The 19297-nt window shown below is 59.6% G+C and carries 18 protein-coding genes; 10 read left to right on the forward strand and 8 right to left on the reverse strand.

The window, feature by feature from the left end:
- Positions 1-12: 12 nt before the first annotated feature.
- The gene (locus EAO82_RS06385) at positions 13-357 is read right to left on the reverse strand and encodes a pilin assembly protein (RefSeq protein WP_096347839.1); all 345 of its coding nucleotides are present in this window, start codon (positions 355-357) and stop codon (positions 13-15) included.
- Positions 358-562: 205 nt separating this feature from the next.
- Between EAO82_RS06385 and ppc the strand changes: the two genes are divergently transcribed.
- From ppc to EAO82_RS06410, 5 genes are all read left to right on the forward strand, one after another.
- Positions 563-3202 carry a phosphoenolpyruvate carboxylase gene (ppc, locus tag EAO82_RS06390; RefSeq protein WP_096347838.1) on the forward strand — a complete coding sequence of 880 codons (2640 nt, stop codon included), beginning with the start codon at positions 563-565 and terminating at the stop codon, positions 3200-3202.
- Between the two features lie 235 nt (positions 3203-3437).
- Entirely contained in the window at positions 3438-4085 is a 648-nt protein-coding gene (gene adk / locus EAO82_RS06395; RefSeq protein WP_096347837.1) for an adenylate kinase, read from the forward strand.
- 128 nt (positions 4086-4213) lie between these two features.
- The gene (gene tsaB / locus EAO82_RS06400) at positions 4214-4888 is read left to right on the forward strand and encodes a tRNA (adenosine(37)-N6)-threonylcarbamoyltransferase complex dimerization subunit type 1 TsaB (protein ID WP_096347836.1); all 675 of its coding nucleotides are present in this window, start codon (positions 4214-4216) and stop codon (positions 4886-4888) included.
- An 80-nt stretch (positions 4889-4968) separates the two neighbouring features.
- Positions 4969-5283 (forward strand): hypothetical protein, encoded by a 315-nt coding sequence (locus tag EAO82_RS06405; RefSeq protein WP_096347835.1) that lies wholly within the window; start codon positions 4969-4971, stop codon positions 5281-5283.
- A gap of 42 nt (positions 5284-5325) precedes the next feature.
- A complete protein-coding gene (locus EAO82_RS06410) occupies positions 5326-6120 on the forward strand; it encodes a class I SAM-dependent methyltransferase (RefSeq protein WP_096347834.1) in 795 nt (264 codons plus the stop codon).
- A gap of 2 nt (positions 6121-6122) precedes the next feature.
- Here the strand turns inward: EAO82_RS06410 and plsB are convergent, their stop codons facing one another.
- Complete coding sequence (gene plsB, locus EAO82_RS06415) at positions 6123-8621, reverse strand: glycerol-3-phosphate 1-O-acyltransferase PlsB (RefSeq protein ID WP_096347833.1); 2499 nt, start codon at positions 8619-8621, stop codon at positions 6123-6125.
- 370 nt (positions 8622-8991) lie between these two features.
- On the opposite strand from plsB, the gene EAO82_RS06420 reads away from it, so the two are divergent.
- The 4 genes from EAO82_RS06420 to EAO82_RS06435 are packed head-to-tail and all read left to right on the forward strand — an operon-like array spanning position 8992 to position 13514.
- Complete coding sequence (locus tag EAO82_RS06420) at positions 8992-9921, forward strand: ATP-binding cassette domain-containing protein (RefSeq protein WP_096347832.1); 930 nt, start codon at positions 8992-8994, stop codon at positions 9919-9921.
- Positions 9918-10652 (forward strand): ABC transporter permease, encoded by a 735-nt coding sequence (locus EAO82_RS06425; RefSeq protein ID WP_022960973.1) that lies wholly within the window; start codon positions 9918-9920, stop codon positions 10650-10652. The genes EAO82_RS06420 and EAO82_RS06425 overlap by 4 nt, the downstream gene beginning before the upstream one ends.
- A gap of 18 nt (positions 10653-10670) precedes the next feature.
- Positions 10671-12518: a GldG family protein gene (locus EAO82_RS06430; RefSeq protein WP_096347831.1), complete on the forward strand. Its 1848-nt coding sequence runs from the start codon at positions 10671-10673 to the stop codon at positions 12516-12518.
- A gap of 12 nt (positions 12519-12530) precedes the next feature.
- The gene (locus EAO82_RS06435) at positions 12531-13514 is read left to right on the forward strand and encodes a DUF4340 domain-containing protein (RefSeq protein ID WP_096347830.1); all 984 of its coding nucleotides are present in this window, start codon (positions 12531-12533) and stop codon (positions 13512-13514) included.
- A gap of 264 nt (positions 13515-13778) precedes the next feature.
- On the opposite strand, the gene trxC is transcribed toward EAO82_RS06435, so the two are convergent.
- From trxC to EAO82_RS06465, 6 genes are all read right to left on the reverse strand, one after another.
- A complete protein-coding gene (gene trxC / locus EAO82_RS06440) occupies positions 13779-14201 on the reverse strand; it encodes a thioredoxin TrxC (protein WP_096347829.1) in 423 nt (140 codons plus the stop codon).
- Positions 14202-14238: 37 nt separating this feature from the next.
- On the reverse strand, positions 14239-14625 hold the full coding sequence (locus EAO82_RS06445; RefSeq protein ID WP_096347828.1) for a hypothetical protein: 387 nt from the start codon (positions 14623-14625) through the stop codon (positions 14239-14241).
- An 11-nt stretch (positions 14626-14636) separates the two neighbouring features.
- Positions 14637-15440 carry a putative RNA methyltransferase gene (locus EAO82_RS06450; RefSeq protein ID WP_096347827.1) on the reverse strand — a complete coding sequence of 268 codons (804 nt, stop codon included), beginning with the start codon at positions 15438-15440 and terminating at the stop codon, positions 14637-14639.
- A complete protein-coding gene (gene dapE / locus EAO82_RS06455) occupies positions 15440-16576 on the reverse strand; it encodes a succinyl-diaminopimelate desuccinylase (RefSeq protein ID WP_096347826.1) in 1137 nt (378 codons plus the stop codon). Before dapE ends, EAO82_RS06450 begins: the two co-directional genes overlap by 1 nt.
- A gap of 87 nt (positions 16577-16663) precedes the next feature.
- The gene (rlmF, locus tag EAO82_RS06460; RefSeq protein WP_096347825.1) at positions 16664-17611 is read right to left on the reverse strand and encodes a 23S rRNA (adenine(1618)-N(6))-methyltransferase RlmF; all 948 of its coding nucleotides are present in this window, start codon (positions 17609-17611) and stop codon (positions 16664-16666) included.
- Positions 17611-18333 (reverse strand): spermidine synthase, encoded by a 723-nt coding sequence (locus EAO82_RS06465; RefSeq protein WP_096347824.1) that lies wholly within the window; start codon positions 18331-18333, stop codon positions 17611-17613. The genes rlmF and EAO82_RS06465 overlap by 1 nt, the downstream gene beginning before the upstream one ends.
- Positions 18334-18448: 115 nt before the next feature.
- On the opposite strand from EAO82_RS06465, the gene tcdA reads away from it, so the two are divergent.
- Positions 18449-19231 (forward strand): tRNA cyclic N6-threonylcarbamoyladenosine(37) synthase TcdA, encoded by a 783-nt coding sequence (tcdA, locus tag EAO82_RS06470; protein ID WP_096347823.1) that lies wholly within the window; start codon positions 18449-18451, stop codon positions 19229-19231.
- Positions 19232-19297: the final 66 nt, after the last annotated feature.

Here is a 19297-nt window from a genome sequence, read left to right on the forward strand (position 1 = left end):
ATCCCCTTGTGCTCAGTGCTGCGGTTCTTTTTGTTGCTCAATCAACTGTTGCAGATGCATGCGGCTAAGTTCCAGATACCGTGGGGTAGGGCCGGCATCGCCATACAGCGGGTCACCCAGCTCATCGACGGCAATGACTTCTTCGCCGGCCTTATAGGGCAGGCTGGCCTCGTACTCTTCAAGCGCAGCGCTGAGCAGATCGGTAATCAGGTCCTCTACACTCATCTTGGGATACATTTCATGCAACGCTGCAAGTCGCGCTGCGTCTTCCAGCGGTAGTTTTACCTGATAGCTATTCTGCGTAATCCGCCCTTTGGCGCTGTGTTCCCACTCCTGGGTCAACTCACGAATCTTCATACTGCCCCCTTACCTATAGTCGTATCGCCTGTAGCCCTATCTGAATTCTAGTTCTGATTCGGGCTACTTGTACTGGTTCGACCGATAAACCTTGAGGTCGGTTCCTAGTGCAGAGCCAGGGGTTGTCAGATACGCGCGTGCACCGCATTCTGTTGGGCCTGCGATGTCAGTTATGCTGGCCAGCTTATAGATGAAGGAGAGCACCATGACCGAGATCGATGCGCGCTTGCGCGAGGATGTACACGAGCTGGGCGAACTCTTGGGCGAAACCATTCGTGTCCACCTTGGCGATGAATTTTTACAGCGGGTCGAGCGTATCCGTCTGGGCGCCAAGCAGGGCCGCAAAACCGATCAGGCTGCTCACGATACCCTGCTGGCGGCGCTACATGACCTGCCGGACGACCAACTGCTGCCGGTATGCAGGGCTTTCAACCAGTTTCTCAACCTGGCCAACATTGCCGAGCAATACCATCGCATACGCCGGCGTCGCGCCGATGAACCGCTGTCCTTCGAGGAGCGCTGCATCAGCGAGTTATTGCAGCGCCTCAAAGACGCTGGTCACGATGCCGACAGCATCGTTCGACACGTCGGCGAGCTGGATATCGAGTTGGTGCTCACCGCCCATCCGACCGAAGTGACCCGGCGCACCTTGATCCAGAAATACGATGCCATCGCCATGGCGTTGGCCCGCCGCGATCATGATGACCTCAGTCAGTTAGAGCGTGATGAGGTGCGCGCTGATCTTGCACGATTGATCAGTGAAGCCTGGTACACCGACGAAATCCGCCGGACTCGGCCGACGCCCGTCGACGAGGCCAAGTGGGGCTTTGCGGTCATTGAGCATTCTCTCTGGCAGGCATTGCCGCGGTTTCTGCGGCGGCTCGACGATGATCTCTATAACGCTACCGGCCAACGTCTGGACAGCCGCGCGGTGCCGGTGAGTATCGCCTCGTGGATGGGCGGCGATCGGGATGGCAATCCGAATGTCACTCACACCGTTACCCGTGAAGTGCTGTTGCTGGGCCGCTGGATGGCCGCTGATCTATATCTGCGCGATATCGAAGGTCTGGCCAATCAACTGTCCATGCAAAGTGCCAGTGATGCGATTATCGAGCTGACCGGTCCGGTGGATGAACCCTACAGAGCCTTGCTGAAACAGTTGCGCGAGCGTTTGCAGGCGACCCGTGAATGGGCCGCAGCGGCGGTTAAGCAGGACACCCAGCCTTCCGCCGCGGTGCTGCAGCATATCGATGAGCTGCGCCAACCGCTGGAGCTGTGCCGCGACTCCCTGCTTGAGCAGGGCATGACGCTGACCGCCAACGGTCCCTTGCTGGACACCCTGCGACGCGTCAATGCTTTCGGCCTGGGCTTGGTCCGTCTGGATATTCGTCAGGATGCGCAGCGGCATTGCGACGCCCTGAGTGAGCTGACGCTGCATCTGCAATTGGGTGACTATGCACAGTGGGATGAGCGCGATCGCTGCGATTTTCTGCTGACCGAATTGCATAATCCCAGACCGCTGTTGCCGCCGAACTGGCAACCCAGCAGCGAGGTTGCGGAAGTGCTGGATACTTGCCGGGTGGTGGCGACGCAGCCGCGGGAAATGCTTGGCTCTTACGTGATTTCCATGGCCTCGAGCCCGTCGGACGTGCTGGCGGTCAAGCTGCTGCTCAAGGAAGTGGGCGTGGCCTGGCCGATGCGCGTGGCACCCCTGTTCGAGACCCTGGATGATCTTAACAATGCCGCGCCGGCGATTGATGCCTTGCTGGCGCTGGAGGCCTATCGCAGTCTGGTCGGTGATGAGCAGGAAGTGATGATCGGCTATTCCGACTCGGCCAAGGACGCCGGCACGCTGGCGGCTGGCTGGGCGCAGTATCGCGCGCAGGAGGCCCTGGTGGCGGTGTGTCGCGAGCGCGGCGTGCGCCTGCGGTTGTTTCACGGCCGCGGCGGCACGGTTGGTCGCGGCGGCGCACCGGCGCATATGGCGATACTTTCACAGCCACCGGGTTCGGTTCAGGGCCAGTTCCGGGTCACGGAGCAGGGCGAGATGATCCGCTTCAAATATGGTCTGCCGGACATCGCTGTGCAAAGCCTGCAGCTCTATGTCAGTGCCGTGCTGGAGGCCACACTGCTGCCACCGCCGGCACCGGAGCCGGCGTGGCGCGACCTGATGGAAAGCCTCGCGGCACGCTCGGTTGAGGTTTACCGCGGCGTAGTGCGCGACGAGCCGCAGTTTGTCGAGTATTTCCGCCAGGCCACTCCAGAGCAGGAGCTGGCCCGCCTGCCGCTCGGCAGCAGACCGGCAAAGCGTCGTAGCCAGGGCGGTATTGAGACCCTGCGAGCGATTCCATGGATTTTTGCCTGGACGCAAACGCGGTTGATGTTGCCGGCATGGCTCGGCGCTGGCCAAGCCCTGCGTGAATCGATGGACGCCGGCGAGCAGGATCAATTGCGTGCGATGATGCGCGGCTGGCCGTTCTTTCTCGCGCGCGTGGAAATGCTTGAGATGGTCCTGGCTAAAGCCGACGGCGGGATTGCCCGGTTCTATGAAGAGCGCCTGGCAGATCCCGCGCTGTGGCCGCTGGGTGAACAATTGCGCAATTCGCTTGAGCAAGCGATGGATGTGATCCTGGCGCTGCGCCAGACGGATCGATTGCTGGCGCATAATCCGGCACTCGGGGAGTCAGTGGCGATCCGTAACCCCTATACCGATCCGTTGCACCTGCTTCAGGCGGAGTTATTGGGCAGAACCCGAGCGCAAGGGGAGAGCATAGACCCCGACCTTGAACGGGCATTACTGGTTACCGTGGCTGGAATTGCCGCAGGGATGCGTAATACGGGTTAATAACCCTGATAAGCAGCATGGCTGGTCTGCACTGCAGAGGCTGTTCAGGCCGCGCCAGCCGGGCTTCTACTTTGGTCCGGCTTGTGTGTGTCTGCTGGTAAGTGTATGTTGAACGCCCTTTTCGCATACCCCAATAATGCGACAGTTTTTTGCGCCGACGTGACAGTTGGCACTGCCAGCCTGCGAGCCTATTCGTCAGGCGGCCCGGTTTCGGTATTATTTTAGGAGTCTATCTATGCGAGTTATCCTGTTGGGCGCGCCTGGCGCAGGCAAGGGCACACAGTCCCAATTCATCTGCAAGCACTACGGTATTCCGCAGATTTCCACTGGTGACATGCTGCGTGCGGCGGTCAAGGCGGGCACTGAAATGGGTCAGCAGGTCAAGCAGGTGATGGATACCGGTAGCCTGGTGTCCGACGATCTGATCATCGGCCTGATCAAAGAGCGCATCGCGCAGGATGACTGCAAGAACGGTTTCCTTTTTGACGGCTTCCCGCGCACCATTCCCCAGGCCGAAGCGCTGAAGGAGTCGGGCGTCAAGATTGACCACGTGCTGGAAATTGCCGTGGACGATGAAGAGATCGTCGAGCGTCTGTCCGGTCGCCGTGTACACCCGGGCTCCGGGCGGATTTATCACATCAGCCATCAGCCGCCCAAGGTTGAAGGCAAGGATGATCAGACTGGCGAAGATCTGGTACAGCGCGATGATGACGTTGAAGCTACCGTGCGCAATCGGCTGAAGATCTATCACCAGCAGACCAAGCCGCTGGTGGCCTTCTATCAGCAGTTGTCCGACGAGCATGGCACGCCCAAGTGCAGCAAGGTCGAAGGCATAGGTACTGTTGACCAGATCACCAGCAAGGTAATGCAGGCGCTGAGCTGAGCGCACCTCACCCCGTTGGGTGAATCAGCAGCTGTAACCACAAGGACCCGTGCTGACGATTAGTCGCACGGGTCTTTTGCATTGGCTACAATGCAGCCCCTTTTCTCAAGTACGGCCACGAGCAGACCATGACTACGCTACTTGCCCTGGATACCGCGACCGAAGCCTGTTCTGCTGCGCTGCTGCATGAAGGGCAGGTGATTCATCGCTTCGAGGTGATACCGCGCATGCACGCTGTGCGCTTGCTTCCCATGCTCGAAGAGTTGCTGACCGAAGCAGACCTCAGGTTGAAGCAGGTCGATGCGCTGGTCTTCGGCCGTGGCCCCGGCGCTTTTACCGGTGTGCGTATTGCTACGGGGATGGTTCAGGGATTGGCATTTGCCACAGGCAAGCCAGTGATCCCGGTGTCCAACCTGGCCGCCCTGGCGCAGCGCGCCTGGCGCGAGCACCAAGCGAAGACAGTCTGTGCGGCGATTGATGCGCGGATGGACGAGGTGTATTGGGGTTGTTACCGCCTGGAGCAGGGCGTGATGCAGTTGCACGGCGAGGAGCGCGTCTGCGCCCCCGAAGCCGTGATGACCCCGGCAGGCTTTGGCTCAGCCCAGGGTGCCGGGACCGGTTGGCAGTATGCGGATCGCCTCGCCGTCAAGGTTGCTGCGGCCTGGACCGAGATGCTACCCGATGCCCGCGATCTGCTGAGCCTGGCCTTGCCGCGGTGGCTGGCGGGCGAGGTACTGGATGCGGCCGATGCCCAGCCAGTGTACCTGCGCGACAAGGTTGCCACGCCCAAGCAGCAGGCGTAGGTCATTCAGTTCGTCGGCTGGGTTTTGCCTTTTAACTGACGTCAGGCTAATCTGCAGACCTGATTCCCTGGAGTGCGTCGATGCGTCTGGATGGCTATATTCCATTCACTGCGCTGCCTGAGCGCAGTACTCGCCCTGTTGTCCCTGCGGCCAACAGTGAGCCTGTGCGCGCGGGGCAGACGGCCTCAGCCGCGCCAGTGGAGCCGGTTCGTTCGCTGGTGCCGCGTGCTGTGAGTGCCGCCAGTGCCAACGCCGAATACATTCCCGCCCGCCGGGAGAGCCAGGAACCGGTCTATGGTCGGTCCAATCAGGCGTTGTCCAGCTACCAATTTACCGCCAATATTCCCGTCAACGACGAATCCGAAGGTATTTTCGGTATCGACCTGTTTGCTTGATCCTTTTCCCTTTGCTGAGCTTTTCTTTGCCGACCATCGCTGATGTCTGAACCTTTCTCCGCTAACGCCATCGGCGTGACCTGGCTGCAGGATGCTTATGCTTCTGCGGCCGAATCTCTGGCCAGGCAACTGGGTTTGCCCTGCGGCCAGGCGGATTCAGCAACCTGTTCGCTCTGGTTGCAGGTGGGCGAGCACGGTTTGAGTCTCCAGGCCAGCGGTCCTGACGCTCCGGGCGCGGTCAGGGTAGATTTTGTCGAAGGTGCAATGGCGCATCGGCGTCAGTTCGGCGGAGGCGCCGGGCAGATGGTGGCCAAAGCGGTGGGCTTGCGCGGTGTGATTCGGCCGAGCGTGCTGGATGCCACCGCAGGATTGGGGCGCGATGCCTTTGTGTTGGCGGCGCTGGGTTGTCAGGTGACGCTGATCGAGCGTCAGCCGGTGATCGCTGCACTGTTGGACGACGGGCTGCAACGTGCCCGCGCGGCCGGTGGCGAAGTGGCCGAGATCGCCGCGCGCATGCAGCTGATCCACGCGGATGCCATTGAGGCGATGGGTGCCTGGCAAGGGCAGATACCTCAGGTTGTCCACCTGGATCCGATGTTCCCGCACCGGGACAAGTCTGCGCTGGTAAAAAAGGAAATGCGTCTGTTTCGGCCATTGGCGGGGGATGACCTGGATGCGCCAGCACTGCTGGCGGCGGCGTTGCAATTGGCTAGCCATCGCGTCGCGGTCAAACGCCCGCGCAAGGCATCCGCCATTGAGGGTGTATTACCCAGCGCTCAGCTCAATGGCCAGTCCAGCCGTTACGACATCTACGGCAAAAAGAAGCTCGAAGCCTGAGCTTATGCCGGCTCCACAGGTGCGATGGGTGCGGTATTGGACGACCGTGCGACCTGCCGGATAGAGAGCCTGATCTCTGCGCTCAATACCCGTTTTGCCGTGTTTTCAGCGATGTCCTCCAGGCCCGGCAGGTATTGCAGGCGGCCTTCGCTATCGGTCCTGATCACCTGCAGATCATTCAGCCGCTGGATAAACTGACGAAACAGTGTCTTGTCGAAAAATTCCGGCGCGTTCAGCCCGTGCAGAATTGACAGGCGCTGGGCCATGACCGTGCAAAGTGTTTCCAGCTCCTCGGCGGTGAGGCTGCCGTTGGGATTGTTCAGCAGCAGAGCAGCGGCCATGTAGAAGCGTTCAAGCATTTGCAGAATGCTGCGAGCCAGTAGGCTAAGCAGTACGAATTCGCTGGAACTCGGGTCCGGCCGCTTGATCTGGCCCGCTTCTTCGCGCAACAGTCCTTCGGCAATCAAGCCGTCTATCCATGTGCTGATCACGCCGGGCAGTTCGGCGTCCTGCCATTGCAGAAAGAGTTCGCCCTGCAAATAGGGATAGATGGCGCTGACCAGCTTGTCGATCTGTTCGCGGCTCATGCGTGGATTGTTCAGGAACAGGCAAGCAATCAGCGCCGGCAGTGCTACCAGATGCAGCACGTTGTTGCGGTAGTAGGTCATCAGCACCGCCTGCGGCTCATCCAGAAACAGGATCTCGCCCAATGCATCGGATTGGCGACCCATAAACTGCATGCCTTCGACATATTCAATCATTGCCTGGCCGTCCATATCGGGCAGGGTCATGCTTGGGCTGTAGGGTACCCGGCTCAGCAGCGACTTGTAGGTATTCAGCACACGCTTCAAGGCTGGCTCATCCAGCGCCAACCGGCTGGTGGACAGCATAGCCAGTGCGACCATATTTACCGGATTGGCATCGGCGGCGGCATTGATGGCGTTGGCCAGACTGCGCGCCAGTTGCTTGGTGGTCTCCGAGAGCCATTCCGGGCGGTAGTCAGGGGCATAGTCGCGCTGCCGCCAGCCGGGCTGTTGCTGTTCAAGAAAGCCGTTCAGGGAGACCGGCTCACCAAAGTTGACCGCGACCTTGCCAAAACGCAATTTCAAAGCGGACAGCACCCGGAAGATATCAAAGAAGGATTCCTTTTTTTTCTCCTGGCCGCGTAGTTCGCCCAGATAGGTGCGGCCTTCCAATACCCGTTCGTAACCGACATAGACTGGAACGAAAACGATAGGCCGACGTGAGGAACGCAGATAACTGCGCAGGGTGATGGCCAGCATGCCGGTCTTGGGGTTCAGCGTCCGGCCAGTGCGCGAGCGTCCGCCCTCGATAAAGTATTCGACCGGAAAGCCGCGGCTGAACAGGGTATGCAGGTATTCATTGAACACGGCGGTATACAGCTGGTTGCCTTTGAAGGTGCGGCGCATGAAAAAAGCGCCGCCGCGGCGCAATATGCCGCCGATTACCGGCATGTTCAGGTTGATGCCGGCGGCAATATGCGGCGGCGTCAGGCTGTTTTGAAACAGGATATAGGACAACAGCAAATAATCGATGTGGCTGCGGTGGCAGGGCACATAGATGATCTCGTTACCCCGGGCAATGCGTTGCACCCGCTCTATGTGATTGATGCGGATGCCGTCATAGAGCTTATTCCAGAACCACGACAGCACCACTTCCATAAAGCGAATGATGCTGTAGGTGAAATCCGAGGCGATCTCATTGGCATAGCGCGCCGCATCCTTGCGCGCCTTGGTCGGATCAACGCCTTTCTCCAGCGCCTCTTTTTCGATCGCCGCGCGCACCATCGGCGATTGCAACAGCCCTTTCAGCAGGGTGCGACGGTGTGACAGGTCGGGGCCGACCACGGCGCCGCGCTGCTGGCGGAAGTACACCCGCAGTAGCCGTCCAGTGCGGCGTACATGCCGCTCGTGACCCAATTGCTCGCCGACCAGCTCTTTGAGCGACAGGGCTTCGCCGAAGCGCACGCGGATCTTGCGGCCGTGCAGCAATATCGCCAGCAGTTTGCGCATGCGCCCGCCGACCGCCCAGTTATATGCAAACAGCAGCTTGATCGGCGATGACTCGACATCGGGTGACTGCCCCCAGAACACGCTGACGGGGACTAGCTGTACTTCTTCGCGTTGGCGTTCCTCCACCGCGCTGATCGCGCGCAGCAAACGCGGGGACTGCCCACGCGGGTCGGGGCGCCCGACCCAGGCCTGCTCTTTGCTGAGGAAGGCGTAGGACTCCTGCTCCCCCAGTCCGCCAACGGGGGCTCTTACCGGGCGCGGCAGGCCGGCTTTGCGGCATTCGCGGTCCAGAACGATCAGATCGGACAAGGATCGGTAGGGCAGCACATAGATGATCGGTGTGTCTCGATCCAGATGCAGATCAAAGGCAGCGTTGCCGATACTGTCCGATCGCGCCCAAAGGTAGAGTAAGCGGCGAAGTAAACCGAAGCGTAAGCGGCCGAAAAACGAAGAATAGACTGCGGGCATGGGGCTCTCTGGAGGATGTGCTGATGCGTGGCTGGTGCAACCAGACCTATGTAATGGAAGGGATTCTAGCGCTTTTAACATCCGGTTACAGCTCATGCCATCATCAGGCTTGGTGATCCCCCGCCACAAGGCTTGAAATCCCCTGCACGCGTTCATATAGTCACTGCCTTGAGCGCTGATACATGCCTCGCTGTCACTGTGGGACAGGCCGAGGACGCTGCCTCGGCGATCCAACCCCGTAGGGTGTTTGAACGTCCGCGTCCGGTTTATTTCTATCCCCCCACGCTGCAGCATTCAATGTATCCTTGCGCGTTACATTGCCCGCCCGTACGCGGTGCAATCGACTATCTGGGGGAATCGGAAGAGGCCAATGATAAACATAAATAGCCTGACCAAACGCTTTGGCGAGCACGTCGCTGTGGACAATCTGTCCTTTGCTGTGAGTCCGGGGGAAGTGCTCGGCTTTCTTGGCCCTAACGGTGCCGGTAAATCCACCACCATGAAGATGCTCACCGGTTTTCTGACGCCTGATGGCGGCTCGGCCTCGGTCTGTGGCTTTGATATCCAGACCCAGACCTTGCAGGCCCAGCAGCAGATGGGCTATCTGCCGGAAGGCGCCCCCTGCTACGGCGACATGCGTGTTAAGCGCTTCCTCGAATTTATTGCTGAAATTCGTGGTTACAGCGGTGCTGAAAAGCATAAGCGGGTCGCCTGGGCTGCTGAGCAGTTGGAGCTGCAAGCGGTGATGGGGCAGAGCATCGAGACCCTGTCCAAGGGCTTCAAGCGCCGGGTGGGCCTGGCCCAGGCGATTCTGCATGATCCCAAGGTGTTGATCCTCGATGAGCCTACCGATGGGCTGGATCCCAACCAGAAATTCCAGGTGCGCAAGCTGATCCAGCAACTGGCTGAGGGCAGCAACAAGATCGTGGTCATCTCCACACATATTCTCGAAGAAGTCAGCGCAGTCTGCAGCCGTGCGGTGGTGATTGCCCACGGGCGCCTGCTCGCCGATGGCACCCCGGACGAGCTGGAAGCGCGCTCGCGCTACCACCAGGCAGTCACCGTGGATCTTGCGCAACCGGTTGATAGCCTGCCATTGCTGGCCTTGCCAGGCGTGCTGGAGGTTGAAAGTCAGCGGGATGGGCAACTGCTTACCGTGCTGGCCAAGCCAGGCGACGTTATCTTCCCGGCGGTGGGGCAATATGCCCGTGAGCATAACTGGCCGGTTCGCGAGCTTTCGGTAGAGCGCGGTCGTCTGGATGAAGTCTTCCGTCGTCTGACTGCGGAGGAGGCGGCATGAAAAATCTCGGTGTGATTTTCAAACGCGAGCTCGGCAGCTATTTCTCTACACCCCTGGCGTATATTTTCATCGTCATTTTTCTGGTCCTGTCGGCAGTCTTCACCTTTTATCTGGGTGGTTTCTACGAGAGCGGTCAGGCTGATCTGAATGCCTTCTTCAACTTCCATCCCTGGTTGTACCTGTTCCTGGTGCCGGCTGTGGCCATGCGTCTGTGGGCTGAGGAGCGCAAGTCAGGCACCATCGAGTTGCTGATGACCTTGCCGGTATCGCGTTCCGACATGGTGCTGGGCAAGTTTCTTGCGGCCTGGGTGTTTATCGGTATCGCCTTGCTGCTGACCTTCCCCATCATCATCACGGTCAACTATCTCGGCGCCCCTGATAATGGTGCGATCTTCACCGGCTACCTGGGCAGTTGGTTGCTGGCTGGTGGCTACCTGGCGATAGGTTCCTGCATGTCGGCACTGACCAAGAACCAGGTCATCGCCTTTATCGTCAGCGTGGTGGCCTGCTTCATCTTTATCGTCAGCGGCTTTTCACTATGGCTGGACCTGTTTACCGGTTGGGCACCTCAATGGTTGCTTGACGCCATTGCCTCACTCAGTTTCCTGATTCGTTTTGACGCCATCAGTAAAGGCGTTCTGGACCTGCGTGACTTGCTGTATTTCGTATCGCTCATGGCTGTGTGGTTGCTGGCTACGGCGATTGTCATCGACCTGAAAAAGGCCGATTGAGGCGAAGGGGACATAAGAATGAAACGTTTAATGTATTCGGGTACCGGTTTGCTGGTACTGCTGTTGGCCTTTGTTGCCTTCAATATGGCCTCCAACGTGCTGCTGCCGGGCGCACGGCTGGATCTGACCGAACAGAAATTGTTCACCATTTCCGATGGCACGCGGGAGATCCTCACCGAGCTGGAAGAGCCGATCACCCTGTATTTCTTTTTCTCCGACCGGGCCAGCAAGGACATGGTCATCCTGCGTAACTATGCGCGGCGCGTGGAAGAGTTACTGAAGGAATACGAGCGGGTAGCCGACGGCAAGATAAAGCTGCAGATCATCGATCCACAACCCTTTTCCGAGGCGGAAGATCGGGCAGCGGAGTTTGGCTTGCAGGATATTCCATTGCCGCAGAGCGGTGAAAAGCTGTATTTCGGTCTGGCGGGCACCAATCCGGTGGCTGAACGTGAGGTCATTCCGTTCTTTTCCCTGGAGCAGGAAGGCTTGCTGGAGTACGAGCTGAGCCGTTTGATCAACAGCCTTTCACAGGCGGAAAAGCCGCAGGTCGGCTTGCTCAGCGGGTTGCCCATGACCGGTGGAACCAATCCGATGACCGGGCAAGCGTCTGCACCTTGGGTGGCGCTGGAGCAAGTCCGGCAGCTATTCAACATTCAAAACCTGGAGCATGACATGGACCAGGTGCCGGAAGATGTTGATGTGTTGCTCCTGGTTCACCCCAAAGCCATGACTGAAACAGCCTTGAACGCGGTGGACCAGTTTGTTCTGCGCGGCGGCAAGTTGCTGGCCTTTATTGACCCGCTGGCCGAGTCGGACCAGAGCCGGGAGGCGATGATGGAGGGTATGGCCGATGGCAAGTCGTCCGACCTTTCCCCTTTGCTGAAAAACTGGGGTGTCGATTTCAATCCTGAGCGGGTGGTGCTGGACGCGCGGTTGGGTATGTCGGTTGGCCGTGGCGAAGGCCAACTGCCGGCCCGACATATTGGCTGGCTGGAAGTAGAGCCTGAGCAATTGAACAATGAAGATACGGTCACCGCACCGTTGAGCCTGGTCACTGTGGCGACCGCCGGCGCTTTGAAGCACGTGGAAGGCGCGCAAACGACCTTTACTCCGCTGCTCTCGAGTACGGCCAACAGCGCTTTGGTAGCGAGCAGCGCCTTCTCGGGCATGGAAGATCCTGAAGTACTGCTGGACGGCTTTGAAGCGGATGACCAGGTCTATCATTTCGCCGCACGTATTCAGGGCCCGGCCACGTCCGCCTACCCTGAAGGGCTGGAAGGAATTGAGCCGGGTGTTCAATCTGCCGACAACATCAACGTCATGGTGGTCGCGGATACTGATCTGCTGACCGACCGGATGTGGGTGCAGGTGCAGGACTTCTTCGGTCAACGTGTTCCTCAGCCTTGGGCAGACAACGGTGGGTTGCTGATCAATGCGCTGGATAACCTGTCTGGCTCCGAGGCGCTGATCAGTGTGCGTTCGCGCGGCAACTTCAGCCGTCCGTTTACCGTGGTGGAAGATCTGCAGCGCGCTGCCGAGCGCCGCTACCGTGCCAGCGAGCAACGCTTGCAAGCTCAACTGGCGGAGACGGAGCAGCAGCTGGCTCAGTTGCAGCAGGGCCAGGACCCAACCCAGATGCTGGAGATGACGGCTGAGCAAGAGCAGGCCGTGCAGCGCTTCCTGGATGAGAAGCTGCAGATTCGCAAGCAGTTGCGCGATGTTCGCTTTCAGTTAAACGCCGATATCGAGCGTCTTGGTACTTGGTTGAAGGTGATCAATATTGCCCTGGTGCCAGCGTTATTGACTCTGGGTGTCCTGATCTGGTGGGTGGTTGCACGTATTCGCCGCCGCCGGTCGGTATAGGGAGTCGCTGCCATGAAAGTGAAACTGATAGCCGTTCTGGCCGTGATATCCATATTGCTGATCGCTGTCGCGTTGCAACAGCAGAACGATGCCCGGGTGGATGATCTGCAAAGCCGTCAGTTGCTCTCAGAGGAACAACTGGCTGTCGTCAATCAGATGGATAACCTGGTTGTAGCCAAGGCCGGCGTCGAAGTCGAGGTGGTGCGTGACGGCGGTCGCTGGGGCGTGGTCAGTAAAAATATGTTCCCGGCCCAGCCGGAACGAATTGCGGCTCTGCTCCATGCGGTGCGTGGTGCGCGGGTGACCGCGTCGCAGACGGATAATCCCGACTATCACGCGCGCCTGGGGCTGGACATGAGCGCGCCGCAAAACGCTACTCTGCAGGTGACCATGGCCGCGGGTGAAGAGTCGGTCGGCATCATCTATGGCAACCCTGTCGGCAGTGGTCAGGTGGTGCGCTTTGCCGATGAAAATCAGGTATGGCTGATCAACCGGCCCTTTGGCATGACTGTCAGCGATGTGGAGTGGCTGGATCTGCAGGTAACACAGATCCCGATGACGCAGGCAGCGTCGGCACGCTGGACTCATGCCGATGGCGAGGTGTTAGAGGTAGAAAAGGCCAAGGAAGGGGATTACAACTTCCGTCTGGCCGGGCTTGAGCAGGCCGACCAGCAGGGTAATGAGCGCTGGACCAACAGCATGGTGCTGGCGCTTATCGATCTGCGCGCCCAGGATGTGAAACTGCGCTCCGAGCTGGAGCTCGACGAGCCGATGCTGCAGATGCAAGTGACGACCTGGAGTGGCGCTGAATTGGAAGCCAGCCTGTATGACATCGATGGAAAGTATTGGTTATTGCTGGACCATTTCGAGCAGCCTGAGGACAGCAATCTGGGCGTCAATACCGATGAGCGCTGGGCCTTTCAACTGGGCATTGGGCAGGTGGAAAGCCTGAACAAGCGCCAGTCCGATATTGTTCGGGGTGGCGAGTCCGACTAGTGTTCTTTTCGTTGTGACAAAAGCCCGCGTGTTTTTAACTGCGGGCTTTTTGCATTTCGGGCTGGTCGGTAATTGGTTGGCACTGGTTTCGTGTGGGGTAGGCCGATTGCCCTGGACCGCTGCACGACACGCTACTAGCCATCCATGGAGCTCGTCGGTGCACATCCCTGTGCACCGACGGTCATGCAGCGGTCCAGGGCAACCGGCCTCGTAAGGACTTGGGGCCGCCTTCATTTCGCTAATCGATTGAATCGCTGCGCGGATCTATCCAAGTTGCTGGTAAACCCACTTCATAAATTCGCCCGGTGGAAGTGCGCCGTTGATGCGGGTCACTTCCTGGCCGCCGCGTAATACCATCAAGGTCGGGATGCTGCGGATGCTGTAGCGCGCGGCCAGCGCCTGTTCTTCTTCGGTATTGATCTTGAGGAACTGGGCTTTCGGGCCAGCGGCTGCGGCGGCTTTTTCAAAGGTCGGTGCGAACTGCAGACAGGGGCCGCACCAGGGTGCCCAGAAGTCCAGGATCAGCGGCAGGTCGGATGAGGCATGAGCATTGAACTGGGTACTGTTGACCGGTATCGGTTGATCCGTCAACAAAGGCTGCTTGCAGGCGCCGCAGTTGGGGTCGTCCGCCAGGCGGTCTTGTTCAATCCGGTTTTTGCGATGGCAGTGGGCGCAGGCAATGATCATGGGTAGGCACTCTTTTGCTGTTGGCTAATCCGCTGACTCAGGGCTTCATCGCCCAGATAAACTCGCTTTCGCCTTCACTGGTCACTTTCAGCCAGCGATCAGGGTCGTCATCACTCTGGTCTTCGGACCAACCGCCTACGGAGCAACGGACTTCCTGGCCAAGGCCCGCATTGACGGCGCGAGCACAATCCCGATCGGTTTCCCAGGGGGTACTGTCGCTGTCGAACCAGACGCTGGCCCATTTGCCGGCGGCCTTGCGCACGATCATCAATGGGATGGTTTGGCCATCCAGCGTCAATGTGCCGCGACGGGTCAGCTCGTTCCAGGGCTTGAGCTGCAGCGGGCCTATCTGGCTGTTCAGCCATTCGGTCAACGCGTCCAAGTGCTCTTCGCGCAGGTAAATCTCTATATCAGGTTGGCGCACGGGCAGTCCTCTCAGGAGCGTTGCAGCAATACCAGCCGCATGGCGACTTCCAGCGACGGCAGCCCGGTTTCCAGCAGAGCCTGCTGACGTTCGGGGCGGCTGCGGAAGCCATGCGGTGTCATGCCGATCAGGTTGGCCAGGTCGGCCGGGTTCAGGTTCAAAGCATAGCGCAGGGTCTGATCATTGACGATCTGCATACCCTCAGGTAATGCCTTGATCAATTCCGGGGTCGGATGAATGCTGTCATACAGGTTTTCGCGCAGGCTCATCAGATGGTCGGCATCCGGGCCGACCAGTAGCACATGACCACCGGGTTTGAGTGTGCGCAGGCACTCGTCCCAGCTCCAGGGACTGAAGACGCACAACGCAGCATCCAGACTGGCCTCGGGCACCGGTAATCGGGCACTGGAGGCAACCAGCCACTGAATCTCTCGGCTGCGTCGGCAGGCCTTGAGGATGGCGTCTTTGCTTATATCCAGCCCGGCGACCTGACATTGCGGCAGTGCGGCGGCCAGGCGCGCACTGTAGTAGCCTTCGCCACAGCCCATGTCCAGCAAGGTCTCGGGTGCATGCTCGGTAAAGATCTGATTGATACGGTCGCTGACCGGCTGATAATGGCCGCCATCCAGAAACGCCTGGCGGCAGGCGAGCATGGCCGGGGTGTCGCCGGGCTGGCGGCTGTTCTTGTGTTGCACCAGCAGCAGATTGAGGTAGCCCTGACGCGCCTGATCGTAGCCATGGCCGTTGTCGCAGTACCAGTGTTTATCCTGCGCGCTCAACAATGCCTGGCAGTGGGGGCAAATCAGTCTCAGCATCAGGTCAACAGCCGCTCAAGCGTGGCTTCATAGATATCCGTCAGCGTATCCAGATCGGCGGCGCTGATGTGTTCATCAAGCTGGTGGATGGTGGCATTGACCGGTCCCAGCTCGACCACCTGGGTGCCCATGGTCGCGATAAAACGTCCGTCCGAGGTGCCGCCCGAGGTGGAGGGTTGGGTTTCGCGGCCCGTTACCTGGCGGATGGCTGCACGCACGCCGTCGAGCAGAGCGCCGGGCTCGGTAAGAAATGGCAGACCGGACAGGGTCCAGTTCAGTTCGTAATCCAGGCCCTGCTGGTCGAGCAGCGCGGTAACGCGGGCCTTGAGGCTTTCGACGGTGGATTCGGTGGAAAAGCGGAAGTTGATCAGTGCGATCAGATCGCCGGGGATGACGTTGGTCGCGCCGGTGCCTGAATTGATATTGGATATCTGGAAGCTGGTGGGTGGGAAGAACTCGTTGCCCATGTCCCAGCTTTCAGCGGCCAGTGCTGTCAGCGCCGGTGCCGCCAGATGGATCGGGTTGCGCGCCAGATGCGGGTAGGCCACATGGCCCTGCTTGCCCTTGATCGTCAGTTCGGCGTTGAGTGAGCCGCGGCGACCGTTCTTGACCACATCGCCGACCAGTTCGGTGCTGGAAGGTTCGCCGACGATGCACCAGTCCACATACTCTTCGCGCTCGACCAGTGTTTCCACGACCTTGACCGTGCCTTCAGTAGCCGGGCCTTCCTCGTCGCTGGTGATCAAGAACGCGATGGATCCGTGGTGGTCGGGGAAGGCGGCAACAAAGCGTTCCACGGCGACAACCATGGCCGCCAGGCTACCTTTCATGTCTGCTGCGCCACGGCCGTAGAGCATGCCGTTCTTGATCATGGGTTCGAAGGGCGGCTGTACCCAGCGCTCAGCAGGGCCGGTGGGCACTACGTCGGTGTGACCAGCAAAGCAGAGTACCGGACCATCAATGCCGCGCCGGGCCCAGAGATTGTCTACCTCACCGAAACGCAGGGATTCCAGGCGGAAGCCGCAGGCGGCCAGGCGTTCGCCCATCAGTTGCTGGCAACCGGCGTCGTCCGGAGTGGTGGAGTTGCGGCTGATCAGCTCGCAGGCCAGGGTCAGGGTCGGAGAGAGGTCGGTCATATTGGCTTCGCTGCTAGGTCTGTGTTTCGCCATAATAGCAGACTCGACCCTGATCGCTCAGGGCTGGGCCTACTGGTTTAGAGCATGTCAGGCTTTCGGCGCGCTTGGCCAGCGGGCCTTGCGCCAGGCGCGTCGCTGTTTCTTGTCAAGGAAAGTCCAGGCCAGCAGGCGGCTCTGTTTTTGACCCTGGGCCAGATTGATCACACGGATGTCGGTAGCGCCAAGCGTCTTGAGCTGCTTTTCCAGATCTGCCAGCAGAGCGGATTTGGACACCAGCGTGGTGAACCAGAAAACCTGCCCGGAAATGTCAGCACTTTCCGTGATCATGCGCTGCAGAAAACCGGCTTCGCCGCCCTGGGTGATCAGCTCGTTGGGCTGGCCGCCAAAATTCAGCTTGGGCCCGTCGACGATCTTGTCCTTGCCCAGGTTGCGCCATTTGCGCTCGGTGGCGGCATTGGCTTCGCCCTTGTTGGCGTGGAAGGGCGGGTTGCAGAGGCTGAAATCGAACTGTTCTTCAGGCCCGACGATGCCTTTGAAAATTGCTGTGGCATCGGCCTGCAGGCGCAGGCTGATCGGCCCCTGCAATTTGGCATTGGCGGCCAGGATACGTTCGCCATTGTCCAGGGCGGCCTGATCGATATCGCTGCCGACAAACTGCCATTGATACTCATGCTGGCCAATCAGCGGATAAACCAGGTTGGCGCCGGTGCCTACATCCAGGCCGGTCAGGCTTGGACCGGCGGGAATGTTGCCGTCATGACTTTCACCCAGCAGGTCGGCGACTGCGTGGATCAGGTCGGCGCGGCCGGGTATCGGCGGGCACAGATAGCCGTCGGGGATGTTCCAGTCAGTCACGGCATACTGCAGTTGCAGAAGCCCGCGGTTGAGTTCCTTGACCGAGACCGGATCGGTAAAGTCGAGGGTCTTTTCACCATCCTTGTTGCGGATGATCAGCGCCTTGAGTGCCGGGTTGGCGGCGGTCAGCGCGCCAAAGTTGTAGTGCCCCTGGTGTTTGTTACGGGGGTGAAACGGCATCAGGCTTTGACTCCGACATAAATGGTATTGGTGGCTTCACCGTTCTGGAACGGATTGAAGAAGGGAATAATATGCGCGGCCGTGTTGATGAATACGGTGTCCATGACTTGCATGAATTCAGCGTCGGGCGGGTCCTGGGACCAGAGCGCGAAGACTCCGCCCGCGCGCAGTTGTCGCGCCATGCGCCCCAGATTCTCGACCGTATAAAAACTGGCGTTGCTGTGGTGCAGCAATGCTCGGGGCGAATGGTCGATATCCAGCAGTATGGCATCGAACAGGCGGCCGGGTTGCTGGGGGTCGAAACCGCCAGGGTCTGCGACGGCCATATCGAAGAAGCTGCCATGTACGTAGCGGCTGCGCGGGTCGGCATTCAGTTCCTTGCCCAGCGGTACCTTTTCCTGCTGGTGCCAATGAATCACCGTTTCCAGATAGTCAACGATCAGCAGCTCGCTCAGGCGCTGATCCTTCAGCGCCGCAACGGCGGTATAGCCGAGACCCAGTCCACCGACGACCACAGCCAGCGCTTTGCCTTCAACGGCTGCCAAGCCAAGATCCGCCAGGGCGATCTCGGCATCGTAAAACATGCTCGACATCAGGAATTCTTCGCCGAGCTTGACCTCGTAGATGTCGCGATCGCCGAGTGCCGGGATACGCCGACGCCGCAAGGAAATATCGCCAATGGGAGATGGCTGATTATCGATTTCTTCAAATAACAGGCCCATGGGGGGGGGCTCCAGGCTACGGGGCGGTTGATAGGCGGCATGGTAACACCCGCTAGCGCGCTGGTCTGTGCCGGCATCACGGGTATAATGCGCAGCATCGCGAATTGAGGTGTGCATGAGTACAGATGATCCCCGCTTCGGCGGCATTGCCCGCTTGTATGGCCAGTCGGGCCTGGCCCGGTTGCAGGCCAGCCATGTGGCGGTGGTCGGTATTGGCGGCGTGGGCAGCTGGGTTGCCGAGGCGCTCGGGCGCACCGGGATTGGGCGTATCTCACTGTTCGATATGGACGAGATCTGCGTGACCAACACCAACCGGCAACTGCCGGCGATGACTGGCCAGATCGGCCGCGCCAAGGTTGAAGCCATGGCCGAACGGCTGCGTGCTATCAATCCGGCGTGCGAGGTGCGGCCGGTCATGGATTTTGTCACCGAGAACAACCTGGCCGAGCATATTACCGAGGAGTTCGATTGCGTGATCGACTGCATCGACAGCGTGGCCTCCAAGGTCGCGCTGATCGCCTGGTGCCGCCGCCGACGAATTCCGATCATTACCACCGGTGGGGCAGGCGGACAGATCGATCCGACCCAGATCAAGGTCTCCGACCTGTCAAAAACCGTGAATGATCCGTTGGCGGCCAAGGCGCGCTCGATGCTGCGGCGCGACCACAATTTCCCCCGTTCCGGGAGCAAGCGCAGTTTCGGCGTGCCCTGCGTGTACTCCACCGAACAACTGCGTTACCCGCAACCCGATGGCAGTGTCTGCCAGCAGAAGGCCTTTGTTGGGGAAGGCGTCAAACTCGACTGCGCCGGGGGGTTCGGCTCGGTCACGATGGTCACCGCGACCTTCGGTATGGTCGCCGCCGCGCAGGCGGTTGAGCGGCTGCTGCGCAGTCGCTAGCTGCAAGCGAAAAACATAAAGCCCGCGCCGATGAATCGGGGCGGGCTTTGTTGTAACTTGCCGCTT

The organism is Halopseudomonas pelagia, assembly GCF_009497895.1.
In the GTDB taxonomy this organism is placed as follows: Bacteria; Pseudomonadota; Gammaproteobacteria; order Pseudomonadales; family Pseudomonadaceae; genus Halopseudomonas; species Halopseudomonas pelagia_A.